The organism is Agrobacterium bohemicum, assembly GCF_002896715.1.
GTDB lineage: Bacteria > Pseudomonadota > Alphaproteobacteria > Rhizobiales > Rhizobiaceae > Agrobacterium > Agrobacterium bohemicum.
This window is the reverse complement of the sequence record NZ_PGEL01000025.1, coordinates 298223-311140: the sequence shown is the minus strand read 5'-3', so window position 1 is coordinate 311140 and position 12918 is coordinate 298223. Positions and strand designations below refer to the sequence as shown.

Here is a 12918-nt window from a genome sequence, read left to right as displayed (position 1 = left end):
TCCAACAATGAAGCAACCGACTATATGTATTAGTACAGTTAAATTTAGAAATTACTAATCCAAATTGTAGTAGATGGCCCTTACGCAAAGAAACCCGCGCGAGGCGGGTTTCGGTAGGCAGTCGTTTTTAAACGACACATGTCTGAGCTGTGATCTCAGATTTCAGGGCAACCGCGTTCATTTGCGAATGTGATAGTGTCCTGGCCGCGGCGCGTAAAGCCTTGCACGACAACGCGGCGTGGCGTGACACGAACGATTTCCGGATCGCGAAGACCGGATGCACGTGCCGCAGCGCGAGCTTCGCGCTCCCCACACCCACGACCGCGTGGTGGTCCGCGACGGTCCACTTCTCGGTCACGCTCGCGAATGACTGGACGCACGCCGTCACGGCCAATTCTCAGCTCCATGTCCTGCGCCTGGGCTGGAGCAGTCATAACGAAGCCTGAAACTGCCATCGTAATGGCCAATCCGGCAATCTGGATTACCTTGTACATATTTCCTCCTGGGCGCCTTCGATGGCGCACATCAATTCTCACGAGGCAATAACGCAGATGTGAGTTGCTTGTTCCTTGACGGCACACTGGAAACGTCCGGCATTGCGGCCGGGCGGTCCCTTATGCGGCGACGTCGGCGGTAAAGGCGGACTTTATGAGCGTCTTGGTGTAGTCGGCCGTAGGGCTGTTGAAGATGGCATCGGTTTCGCCCTCTTCCACGATTTTNCCATCCTTCATCACGATCACATAATCCGAGATCGCCTTGATCACCGAGAGGTCGTGGCTGATGAAGATGTAGGAAAGACCGTGAGCCTTCTGCAGATCACGCAACAGATCGATCACCTGGCCCTGCACGGAGCGGTCAAGTGCCGACGTTGGCTCATCAAGGATCACAACGTCAGGCTTCAGGATGATGGCGCGGGCGATGGCGATGCGCTGGCGCTGCCCGCCGGAAAACTCGTGCGGATAGCGATTGCGGGCGGCGGGATCGAGCCCGACTTCCGTCAGCGCCTCGATTGCGCGTTTGTCCCGCTCGGCCCGGCTGAGCTCCGGTGCGTGCACATATAGCCCCTCGGTAATGATTTCGCCCACCGTCTGGCGTGGGGACAGCGAACCATAGGGATCCTGAAACACCAGCTGGAGCTGTCTGCGCATGGGCCGCATGGCTTTCCTGTCCAGGCTGGAAATATCCTTCTTGCCAAAGAACAAGCGCCCGATGGACGGTGTGAGCCGTAGCAGTGCCCGTCCTAGCGTAGATTTTCCCGAACCGGACTCTCCGACGATACCGATAGTCTGGCCCTGGCGCAAACTGACATTGACGCCATCCACTGCCCGGAAGGCGCTAGCCTTGGTGAAAAGGCCGCCGGGTATCTCGTAATCAACGGTCACATTATGGCCGGATAGAACAACCGGCGCTTCCGGGCCCACCTGTGGTTTGTGGCCACTCGGTTCGGCGTCCAACAGCATCTTCGTGTAGTCCGCCTCCGGACGTTCGAAGATATCCTCGGTCGTCCCCGTCTCTACGATTTCGCCACGGCGCATGACAGCGACGCGATCGGCAAAATGCCTGACAACGCCGAGATCATGCGTGATGAGAACAACGGCCATACCAAAACGCTTCTGCAAGGATTTCAGCAGATCAAGGATTTGCGCCTGAATGGTAACGTCGAGCGCCGTCGTCGGCTCGTCCGCGATCAGCAAATCCGGCTCATTTGCAAGCGCCATGGCGATCATCACACGCTGACGCTGACCACCCGATAGTTCGTGCGGATAGCTATCGATCCGCCGCATCGGGTCAGGAATCCCGACCAGTTGCAACAGTTCCAGAACACGGCCCCGTGCTTCACTGCGACTGCCCCNACGNTGATACAAGATCGGCTCCGCAATCTGCTTGCCGATCGTGTAGAGCGGATCGAGCGAGGTCATCGGCTCCTGAAAGATCATGGTGATCTTTGCACCGCGGATATCGTTCAGTTCGTTGACCGGGAGGCCGATCAACTCACGGCCCCGGTATTTTGCCGAACCTTCGACTTGGCCGTTACCGGCAAGTAGGCCCATGATGCCCATCATGGTCTGGCTTTNGCCGGAACCAGACTCGCCGACGACAGCCAGGGTTTCACCCGGCTTCACATCGAGATCGATGCCTTTGACGGCGCTGACCATGCCGTCAGGCGTCGTGAAATTCACCTTGAGCCCGCGCACATTCAGTATGGTGTCAGATGTCGTATTCATATCAACGATCCTTGGGATCGAGCGCATCACGCAACCCGTCGCCCACGAAGTTCAAAGAAAACAGCGTCATCACGAAGAAGATCGCCGGGAATATCAGCAGCCATGGGGCCGACTGCATATTGCTGGCACCTTCGGAAATCAGCGCGCCCCAACTGGTCAATGGCGCTTGCACACCCAGACCGAGGAAGGAGAGGAAGCTTTCCAGAAGAATAACCTTCGGCACCACCACGGTCACAAACACAACGACGGGGCCGATGGTGTTGGGAATGATGTGGCGGCGGATGATCTGCCAGTCGGTCAAGCCCAGCGCCTGTGCGGCACCCACGAACTCACGGCGTTTCAAGGCCAGTGTCTGGCCACGCACGATGCGCGCCATGTCCAGCCATTCCACCGCGCCGATGACAAGGAAGATGAGAATGAAACTTCGCCCGAAGAATACCACGAGCACGACGACCAGAAACACGAAGGGCAGCGAATAGAGAATTTCAACGAAACGCATCATCGCATTATCGATACGCCCGCCGATATAACCGGCAGTCGCGCCGTAGACGACGCCGATGCCGAGCGACACGAGACTTGCGAGAACGCCGACGGCAATCGATATCTGACCGCCCAGCATGATGCGAACGAGAAGATCGCGACCATTGCTATCTGTGCCGAAGAAGAAATATTCGCGGTTCACATCGCCGGTGATTTNCAGAGTGCGGCCATCGTCTTCGGTGGCGACGACTTTGGTGTTTTCAAACTCGTTGGCACGATCGAAATAACGTGTGGTACGCGGGTCGACTTCGGTTGCCGAGGTAACGGTTGCTGTGAAGGTCTGGCCCTCTACGGCAAACTCCCTCAATTCCACACGCGCGCGGCCGGCAATGCCCTCCATCACGCCTTGAAGGTTGGTGACATCGGGACGGGCTTCAAGGNTTGGCGGCACTGAGACGTATGATGAAAACACCTGATCATAGGTGTGGCTGAGAAAATGCGGTCCAAGAAACGAAAACAACGTAATCAGCACCAACATGACCGCTCCGGCCATGGCAGCGGTATTTCGTCGGAAACGCATAGTTGCGAGTTGGAACAAGCTTCGGCTTTTCACCGAGGGAGATGCGGCGATGCTGCCGGGGATATCAGTCATGTCTGACCCTCGGATCAAGAAGGCCGTAAAGAATATCGACCACAAGATTGAAANCAATGACGAAAAGCGCGATGAGAACAACGGTTCCCATGACAAGCGTATAGTCACGATTGATAGCACCTAGCACGAAATAACGCCCGACACCGGGAATGGTGAAGATCGTTTCTATGACGGCCGAGCCAGTCAGAAGAGCGGCGGCGCAAGGTGCGAGATAGGAAACCACCGGCAGCATCGCAGCGCGCATGGCGTGGACAATCACCACGGTGCGGCCCGGCAGACCATAGGCCTTGGCGGTGCGAATATGGTCCATCCGCAAAGCCTCGATCATTGACCCACGTGTGAGGCGGGCAATGACCGCAAGCTGCGGCAAGGCCAGCGCAATCATCGGCAGGAGGAGATAACGCAGCGATCCGTCACCCCAGCTTCCGGCAGGCAGAAGACCGAGCAGCACAGCGAATACAAGCGTCAGCACGGGTGCGACGACGAAGTTGGGAACGGTGACGCCGACTGTCGAAAACGACATCAGGGAGAAATCGAAGAAACTATTCTGCCGCAATGCCGCGAATGTACCGGCCAGCACACCGCCGATCAGCGCAAGCAGAAGGGCGTAAAANCCAAGCTCCAGCGAATAAGGCAGACCCTTGCCGATCAATTGGGCAACGGTGTTGTCCTTGTAGATATAGCTGGGGCCGAAATCGCCAGTCACGGCATTTTTCATGTAGATCAGGTACTGGCGCCACAATGGTTCATCCAGATGATAGGTTCTCATCAGGTTTTCCATCGTCTGCGGTGGCAGAGGACGCTCAAGATTGAACGGACCGCCGGGTGCAAATCTCATCAGAAAAAAAGAAATCGTGACGACGATGAACAGCGTCGGCACGGCGCTCGCCAAACGGCGCAGGATAAAAGAGATCATAGGTTTAGGCTCCGGGCATGGCACGGCGGCTACGCGTCTCGCGACCTTATCATCGCCTTAACGCTTTCGCCCGTTCTTTCAGCATGTCGCGCAAAAGCCCTGAAGCCATTGCGCGACATGTTTCAAANCCACCGTGGCAGCACTGCTTATTCGGAAACGCTCAGGAAGCGGCTGAGGTGTTCATTGGCCGCATTGTCCTGCCAGCCCTTGACGCGGTTGGAAACCAGCCACAAGTCGGCCTGCGTCAGAAACGGCGCAACTGGCTGCTCCTTCATCAGGATCGTCTCTGCCTCGTGCAGGATCTTGTTGCGGGCAGCAGGGTCTTTCTCGTCGTAAGACTTCTTCATCAGTGCATCGAATTCAGGGTTGTTGAACTTCGAATAGTTGAAGGTCTTGTTTGTCGAGACGGACAGCGCGAGGAAGTTTTCGGCATCCGCGTAGTCAGCAACCCAGCCAGCACGGGCGACGTTGAACTTGCCGCCTTCCTGCAGGTAACCGTAGTGCGAGGCGACATCGAGGTTCACCAGCGAAACATTGGCACCGAATGTGGTCTTCCACATATCGGCAACGGCTGTGGCAACGCGCTCATGGTTGGGATTGGTATTATAGCGGATCTCGATGGATAGCGGCTTGCCTCCCTCACCATAACCCGCTTCTTTCATGAGTTTCATAGCTTCGTCTTCACGATCCAGCTGCGAAAGTGTTGCGAAGTCTGCTTTTGCAGGCTCGCCGTAGCTGCCCATGCCGGGCGGAACCATGGAGTAGGATGGAATCTGCGATCCGCTGTAAATTTCCTTGGCAAGGAAGTCGCGGTCCACGGCCATGGAAAGGGCGCGACGAACGCGAGCGTCGTTATAGGGCGCTTCGCGTGTATCGAAGGTGTAATAATAGGTCGCGAGTGTCGGAGAAACGTGGACCTGCTCACCGTAGGACTTGCGCAGGCGATCTAGCTGATCTGCCGAGAAGTTATAGGCGAGGTCCATTTCCTTGGCTTCGAAACGGCGAACAGAAGCCGCCTGATCGTCGATCGGATAGAAAATGACCTTGTCGATCTTGGTGTTAGCGGCGTCCCAGAAATTTGGGTTCTTGACGACGGTCAGACTGTCGTTTGGAACGTGAGCCTCCAGCTTGTAAGCACCGTTGGACACCATCACACCGGGCTTCACGAAATCCGCGCCGTTCTTCTCTACGCTAGCCTTGGAGACTGGTAGAGCGGTCTGGTGCGCGAGCAATTCGAGGAAGAAAGGCGTCGCGCGCTCAAGCGTGACTTCCAGCGTCTTGGCGTCAACGGCCTTCACGCCGAGCTCTTCAAGCTTGGCTTCGCCCTTGTTGATCTTTNCTGCATTCTTGATGGGATAAAGAATGTTGGCGTATTTCGCGGCAGTCTTCGGATCTTCTACGCGCTGATAGGAGAACACGAAGTCCTCAGCCGTCACAGGCGTACCATCAGACCATTTGGCGTTTTCCCGAAGTTTGAATGTGTAGACCGTGCCATCGTCAGACAAAGTCCAGCTTTCTGCCGCACCGGGAACGATCTTGCCGGCTGCATCGTAAATGGTAAGACCTTCATAAAGGTCCTTCACGATGAAGGCTTCGATGTTGATCGAGGTCTGAGCCTGATCGAGAGTTTGTGGTTCCCCGGAATTACCGCGATGCAGAACGGTTTCTGCGAGAGCGGAACTAGCGCCAATCAGAAGCGAGCCTAGCAGGATTGCGGCGCGCGTTGTTGTTTTTATAGAATTCATTTTTTNAATTTCCCCATAAAGTGTGAGAACGCGCAAACAAGGACAAAATGCGCTGGGGCGCAACCCCAATATTTATCAGGCGGACAAATTAGAGAACCCGTAAACATGTTGATTGTGGAAAACCTTGCTCCAAACCCGTCTGTCCCGGCGCTTTCGTTTTTCATAAAAATGAANTAAAACGAAAGTCCACAGATATTGTCGGGTAGAAGCTTTCATGTTTTTCTCATCGCGCCAGCTTGATATCATCGAACTTGCAAAATCCGAGGGTAAGGTCAGCGTCGACGATCTGGCCTCACGATTCTCGGTGACGGCGCAGACGATACGCAAGGATTTGAACGATCTTTGCGAGGCGCGTGCGCTGACTCGAATCCATGGCGGCGCCATCTTTCCAAGCAGCACGGAGAACGTGAAATACGAAGCGCGACGTTTGATTGCCGCCACGGAAAAACAGGCGATAGGTCAGGCCGCAGCTGAGCTCATTCCCAGTAAATCATCGTTGTTCATCAATATCGGCACAACCACCGAAGCTGTCGGCGAAGCTCTCGTGGACCATCAGGAATTGATGGTCATTACCAACAACATCAACGTTGCCAACAGGTTACGGATATTCCCCGGTATCGAGGTCGTCATTGCCGGCGGCGTGGTACGCGGCACCGATGGCGGAATTGTCGGAGAAGCCGCCGTAGATTTCATCCGCCAGTTCAAGGTGGACTATGCGGTGATCGGCGTCTCTGCCATCGACAAGGACGGCGCGTTGCTGGATTATGATTTTCGCGAAGTGAAGGTGGCGCAGGCCATCATCGCCAATGCGAGGCATGTCATTCTGGTGTCAGACTCCAGCAAATTCGACCGGACGGCACCGGTGCGAATCGGTCATCTCTCGCAGGTCCACACTTTCATAACGGACCACTGTCCGCTCGACTCCGTGAAAGTCATTTGCAAGGAAANTGACGTACGGCTGATCGAAACAGAACGCTCGCAAGCTCAAAACTGAAACGATTAACATTCGTTTGACATTCACTTTATTTNCATTTTAACTCCTACCAAGTTCGAATTCCAAGGATAAGCGACGGAATGGCGCGCCAGGGAGAGTGACGTGACTGAGCAGGCAGTTCGCGATATTTTCGTGATCGGTGGTGGCATAAACGGGTGCGGGATCGCACGTGATGCTGCTGGTCGCGGCTATTCCGTGACCTTGGCCGAAATGAACGATTTCGCCTCCGGCACCTCTTCAGGCGCAACCAAACTCATTCACGGTGGACTTCGCTATCTCGAACATTATGAGTTCCGTCTGGTGCGCGAAGCCCTGATGGAACGCGAAGTGCTGTGGGCGATGGCACCGCACATCATCTGGCCGATGCGTTTTGTTCTGCCGTTCCACAAAGGTGGTATCCGCCCGGCATGGCTCATCCGGCTCGGGCTTTTCCTCTATGATCATCTGGGCGGTCGCAAGCTGCTGCCAGCCACAAAATCCCTCGACATGCGCCGCGATCCGGCAGGCAAGCCATTGAAGCCGCTCTTTACCAAGGCTTTCGAATATTCGGATGGCTGGGTGGATGATGCGCGTCTGGTGGTGTTGAATGCGCGAGATGCTGCCGACCGTGGCGCTGACATTATGAGCCGCGCGAAAGTGGTGTCCGTTCGCCGCGAAGGCCGGCTCTGGAACATCGACATCAAGGAAAACGCGACCGGCACTGTCAAGACGGTTCAGGCGCGTATGCTCGTCAACGCGTCTGGCCCCTGGGTGGACAATGTTCTGTCCAACGCGGCGGGCAAAAATCAGGTTCATAATGTGCGGCTGGTTCAGGGCAGCCACATCATCGTGAAAAAGAAGTTCAACGATCCGCGCGCCTATTTCTTTCAGAACCCGGACAATCGCATCATCTTCGCAATTCCCTACGAGACGGATTTCACCCTGATCGGCACCACCGACCGTGATTACACGGGCGATCCGGCAGATGTGAAAATAAGCGGCGAAGAGACGGATTACCTTTGCAATGCGGCGAGCGAGTATTTTGCCGAGCCGGTCACGAAGGACGATATAGTCTGGACCTATTCGGCGGTTCGCCCGCTGTTTGACGATGGCGCTTCCAGCGCGCAGGAAGCCACGCGCGACTACGTTCTGAAGCTTGAGAATGCTTCTGGTGAAGCGCCGTTGCTGAACGTGTTCGGCGGTAAGCTGACGACCTATCGTCGTCTGGCGGAACACGCGCTTGAAAAAGTGGCGGAAGCCATTGGTGACAAGGGCAAGCCTTGGACAGCCAAGAGTTCGCTTCCGGGCGGTGATTTCGTGGCCACCGGCTATGAGGCGGAAGTTAAAAAGCTCAATGCGAAATATAGCTTTCTATCTGATCGGCAGGCGCGCAGACTGGTGCGTCTCTACGGAACCAAAGCAAATGCGATCCTTGGCGATGCGACTGATATGGAGGCGCTCGGCCAGCATTTCGGAGGCGATCTTTACGAGCGCGAAGTCGAATGGCTGATCCGACAGGAATGGGCCAGAACCAGCGACGACGTGTTGTGGCGCAGAACAAAGCAGGGCCTGCATTTTTCTAAGGAAGAAGCGGCCGCACTCGACAGTTACATGGCGTCTATCGCCGCATGATGAACGCCCGAAAGGGCGGAGCAGACTGATATTGAAGCGGATATCTTGCAGGTTGGGAGGCCTCGGGACAGCATGCTGGAATTACGCAACATCGCCAAGATGGTGGGTGGTGATTACCACATCTACCCGACCAATCTGACCCTCAAGCGAGGCACGTTGAACGTGCTGCTGGGGCCGACGCTGTCTGGAAAAACATCACTGATGCGGCTGATGGCCGGTCTCGACAAACCGACCGAGGGCCAACTGCTGTTCGATGGCAAGGATGTCACCGGCAAGCGCGTGCAGGATCGCAGCGTTGCCATGGTGTACCAGCAGTTCATCAATTATCCGGCGCTGACCGTTTACGAAAACATCGCCTCCCCGATGCGGATCGCCAAGAAAGACAAGGCAACCATCGACCGCGAAGTGCGGCGCGCTGCCGACATGCTGCGGCTCACGCCCTACCTCGACCGCACACCGCTCAACCTCTCCGGCGGGCAACAGCAGCGCACGGCGCTTGCCCGCGCCATCGTCAAGAATGCCAGCCTGGTCCTGCTGGATGAGCCTCTTGCCAACCTCGATTACAAGTTGCGCGAAGAGTTGCGCGAGGAGTTGCCGAAGATTTTCGCGCTATCCGGTGCCATCTTTGTTTACGCAACGACCGAACCATCCGAAGCCCTGCTCCTGGGTGGCAACACCGCGACCATGCATCAGGGNCACATCGCCCAATATGGCAGCACCATTGATCTCTACAGAAACCCGGTCGATCTCGTCTCGGCAAAGACTTTCGCTGATCCACCGCTGAACATCATAGCGCTGACGCGCGCCGGTGGATCGTTTCTACTCAATGATGAGCCTGCTTTCCCGGTACCGGCGCATCTTTCGACCATTGCAGATGGCCCGGTGACCTTGGCCTTTCATCCTCACCATCTCTATCCGGCACCCGCAAATGGCGGAGCTGCAATCAAGCTGAGTGCAAAAACGCTGATCTCGGAAATTGCTGGTTCGGAAAGCTTTATTCATCTGGATTACGCGGGCAATCGCTGGGTGATGCTGACACGTGGCATCCTCGATATCGAGCCGGACCGCCAAGTCGATATTTACCTGGATACCCGTCATCTGATGGCGTTCGATGCGGATGGCCGTTCGCTTGCAACCCCGCAACAAGCAGCCGCGTGAGGAGAGACCATGGCACGCATCAGCCTCGATCATATCCGCCACGCCTACAACGCCAAAGCCAGGGCGGCCAATGATTACGCCCTGAAGGAAGTGAACTACGAGTGGAGCGATGGGGGTGCCTACGCGCTGCTCGGCCCATCTGGCTGCGGCAAAACCACCCTGCTCAACATCATTTCCGGCCTCATCAACCCATCGGATGGACGCATCCTGTTCGATGGCAAGGACGTGACCAACTTAGCCACGGAACAGCGCAATATTGCGCAGGTTTNCCAGTTCCCTGTCATCTACGACACCATGACCGTTTACGACAATCTGGCCTTTCCACTGCGCAATCGCGGCGTGCCCGAGGCCGATGTCGACAGGCGTGTCAACGAAATCCTCGAAATGATCGACCTCAGCGCATGGGGAAAACGCCGCGCACATCGCCTGACCGCCGATCAGAAGCAGAAGATTTCGCTAGGCCGTGGCCTCGTGCGCGACGATGTCAACGCTATCCTGTTCGATGAGCCGCTGACTGTGATCGACCCGCATATGAAATGGGTGCTGCGCTCGCAGTTGAAGCGCCTGCACAAGCAGTTCGGCTTTACTATGGTCTACGTCACGCACGACCAAACCGAAGCCATGACCTTCGCCGACAAGGTGGTCGTGATGTATGACGGCCAGATCGTGCAGATTGGCACGCCCGCCGAACTGTTCGAACGGCCAAGCCATACCTTCGTCGGTTATTTCATCGGCTCTCCGGGCATGAACTTCATGCCTGTGTCGCTCGATGGTGCGCAAGCGAAAATAGGCGATCAGCATGTGTTGCTCGACGCAGCACCAAATGTTGAAAGCGGCGTGAAGACGGAACTCGGCATTCGTCCGGAATTCATCTCTCTGGGTCGCGAGGGCATGCCTGTCACCATCAGCAAGGTCGAGGATATCGGTCGCCAGAAGATCGTCCGCGCCAGCTTTGCCGGGAATCCTCTGACCGTGGTGGTGCCTGAGGATGGCGACATTCCTTCAGAACCCCGCGTCACTTTCGATCCGAAAGCCATCGGCATCTACGCCGATAGCTGGCGCGTTGGCGCGGGAGGCTGAGCCATGGAAANGACGTTCAACAACAAGGCATGGCTGCTGCTCATTCCCGTCCTCGTGCTTGTGGCATTTTCAGCGATCATCCCACTGATGACGGTGGTCAATTACTCGGTTCAGGATACGTTCGGAAACAACCAGTTCTTCTGGGCGGGAACCGACTGGTTCGTGCAGATGCTGCATTCGCCGCGTTTCTGGGATGCGCTGATGCGCAACCTGATTTTCTCTTTCGTCATTCTGGCAATCCAGATTCCGCTCGGTATTCTGATTGCGCTCAACATGCCCAAGACCGGTCTTGGCGTACCTGTTNGCCTGGTACTCATGGCCCTGCCGCTTCTTATTCCGTGGAACGTTGTCGGCACCATCTGGCAGGTCTTCGGGCGCGTCGATATCGGTTTNCTCGGCCATTACCTGTCGATGCTCGGCGTCGATTACAACTACACGCAGGACCCTGTGGATGCCTGGGCGACCGTCATTATCATGGATGTCTGGCACTGGACGAGCCTTGTCGTGCTCCTGTGCTATGCCGGTCTCGTCTCGATCCCCGACGCCTATTATCAGGCAGCCCGCATCGATGGCGCATCGCGCTGGTCTGTCTTCCGCTATATCCAGTTGCCGAAGATGAAGCGCGTGCTTCTGATTGCCGTTCTTTTGCGCTTCATGGACAGCTTCATGATCTACACCGAACCCTTCGTGGTGACAGGCGGTGGCCCCGGCAACTCAACCACCTTCCTGTCCATCGATCTGGTGAAGATGGCAGTCGGCCAATTCGATCTGGGGCCAGCGGCGGCCATGTCGATCATCTACTTCCTGATCATCCTCGCTCTGTCGTGGATTTTCTACACCGTCATGACCAACAGCGACGAACAGGCTTGAGAAAGGAGACCACCATGAGCACTTCAAAATCCATCACCCGCTTCTCCTTCCTCATTCCGACGATTTATATCCTCTTCCTGCTGCTGCCGATCTATTGGCTCGTCAATATGAGCTTCAAGGAAAACGGCGAGATTCTCGGTGCCTTCTCGCTCTGGCCGCAAAACCCGACGCTGCGAAACTACACGGTCATTTTCACCGATCCAGCTTGGTATAACGGCTACATCAACTCCATCATCTATGTGGTGATGAACACGGTGATCTCGGTCGCCGCCGCGTTGCCCGCCGCCTATGCGTTCTCGCGGTATCGCTTCCTCGGTGATAAGCATCTGTTTTTCTGGCTGCTCACGAACCGCATGGCGCCACCTGCCGTGTTTGCCCTGCCCTTCTTCCAGCTCTATTCCGCCTTCGGGTTGATCGACACGCATATTGCGGTTGCTATCGCCCACTGCCTGTTCAACGTTCCCCTGGCTGTGTGGATTCTCGAAGGCTTCATGTCCGGCGTTCCCAAGGAAATCGATGAGACCGCCTATATTGACGGCTATTCCTTCCCGCGCTTTTTCGTCAAAATCTTCATGCCCCTGATTGCAAGCGGCATTGGTGTCGCGGCCTTCTTCTGCTTCATGTTCTCATGGGTTGAACTGCTGTTGGCCAGAACCCTGACGACAACCGCCGCCAAGCCGATTGCCGCGACCATGACCCGTACCGTTTCCGCATCCGGCATGGATTGGGGCGTGCTGGCCGCCGCCGGTGTGCTGACGATCATACCCGGTGCGCTGGTGATCTATTTCGTCCGAAACTACATCGCCAAGGGCTTTGCCCTCGGCCGCGTCTGAAAGGAGAAGCACAATGAATTTTTCCTGGATGGCATGGACGTTGCCAACGGCGCTGTTCTTTATCACCATATTACTGCTGCTGATCTGCATGGCGGTATGGGAGTATGTTTCGCCCGGCGGCAATCCGCGCGTCGGAATCTTACGCTTCGAGACGACACGCGGCGACCGCCTCTTTGTGTCGCTGCTCGGCTCGGCATTCATCCACCTCGGTTGGCTCGGTCTCGTCGGCCCCGGCCTCTGGTGGGCACTGGCTCTTTCGGTCGTCTATGCGATTGGCGTGTTCCGCTTCGTATAGGCCACTGACGGAAATACCGGGAGGGAGGACCGCCCGGAGATACATCTGCAAGCAATCGT

At 56.2% G+C, this 12918-nt stretch carries 12 protein-coding genes; 7 read left to right on the top strand and 5 right to left on the bottom strand.

The window, feature by feature from the left end:
• Positions 1–155 precede the first annotated feature (155 nt).
• The 5 genes from CUC55_RS13535 to CUC55_RS13515 form a co-directional block, all read right to left on the bottom strand.
• Complete coding sequence (locus CUC55_RS13535; RefSeq protein ID WP_067648166.1) at positions 156–494, bottom strand: hypothetical protein; 339 nt, start codon at positions 492–494, stop codon at positions 156–158.
• Positions 495–614: 120 nt separating this feature from the next.
• Complete coding sequence (locus tag CUC55_RS13530) at positions 615–2225, bottom strand: ABC transporter ATP-binding protein (protein WP_103088184.1); 1611 nt, start codon at positions 2223–2225, stop codon at positions 615–617.
• 1 nt (position 2226) lies between these two features.
• Positions 2227–3357: an ABC transporter permease gene (locus CUC55_RS13525; protein WP_103088183.1), complete on the bottom strand. Its 1131-nt coding sequence runs from the start codon at positions 3355–3357 to the stop codon at positions 2227–2229.
• The gene (gene oppB, locus CUC55_RS13520; RefSeq protein ID WP_103088182.1) at positions 3350–4273 is read right to left on the bottom strand and encodes an oligopeptide ABC transporter permease OppB; all 924 of its coding nucleotides are present in this window, start codon (positions 4271–4273) and stop codon (positions 3350–3352) included. Before oppB ends, CUC55_RS13525 begins: the two co-directional genes overlap by 8 nt.
• Positions 4274–4419: 146 nt before the next feature.
• Positions 4420–6018: a peptide ABC transporter substrate-binding protein gene (locus tag CUC55_RS13515; protein ID WP_103088181.1), complete on the bottom strand. Its 1599-nt coding sequence runs from the start codon at positions 6016–6018 to the stop codon at positions 4420–4422.
• Positions 6019–6232: 214 nt separating this feature from the next.
• Between CUC55_RS13515 and CUC55_RS13510 the strand changes: the two genes are divergently transcribed.
• The 7 genes from CUC55_RS13510 to CUC55_RS13480 all read left to right on the top strand — a co-directional run bounded on the left by CUC55_RS13510 (position 6233) and on the right by CUC55_RS13480 (position 12859).
• Positions 6233–7012, top strand: coding sequence for a DeoR/GlpR family DNA-binding transcription regulator (locus tag CUC55_RS13510; RefSeq protein ID WP_103088180.1), 780 nt, complete (start codon positions 6233–6235; stop codon positions 7010–7012).
• A gap of 102 nt (positions 7013–7114) precedes the next feature.
• Positions 7115–8623: a glycerol-3-phosphate dehydrogenase gene (gene glpD / locus CUC55_RS13505; RefSeq protein WP_067648146.1), complete on the top strand. Its 1509-nt coding sequence runs from the start codon at positions 7115–7117 to the stop codon at positions 8621–8623.
• 72 nt (positions 8624–8695) lie between these two features.
• On the top strand, positions 8696–9781 hold the full coding sequence (locus CUC55_RS13500; protein ID WP_067648143.1) for an ABC transporter ATP-binding protein: 1086 nt from the start codon (positions 8696–8698) through the stop codon (positions 9779–9781).
• 9 nt (positions 9782–9790) lie between these two features.
• Positions 9791–10861 (top strand): ABC transporter ATP-binding protein, encoded by a 1071-nt coding sequence (locus CUC55_RS13495; protein ID WP_103088179.1) that lies wholly within the window; start codon positions 9791–9793, stop codon positions 10859–10861.
• A gap of 3 nt (positions 10862–10864) precedes the next feature.
• Positions 10865–11731, top strand: coding sequence for a carbohydrate ABC transporter permease (locus tag CUC55_RS13490; protein WP_103088178.1), 867 nt, complete (start codon positions 10865–10867; stop codon positions 11729–11731).
• A gap of 14 nt (positions 11732–11745) precedes the next feature.
• Positions 11746–12564, top strand: a complete 819-nt coding sequence (locus CUC55_RS13485; RefSeq protein WP_067648134.1) for a carbohydrate ABC transporter permease — start codon at positions 11746–11748, stop codon at positions 12562–12564.
• 13 nt (positions 12565–12577) lie between these two features.
• Positions 12578–12859, top strand: a complete 282-nt coding sequence (locus tag CUC55_RS13480) for a DUF2160 domain-containing protein (protein ID WP_067648131.1) — start codon at positions 12578–12580, stop codon at positions 12857–12859.
• The last annotated feature ends 59 nt before the right edge of the window (positions 12860–12918 follow it).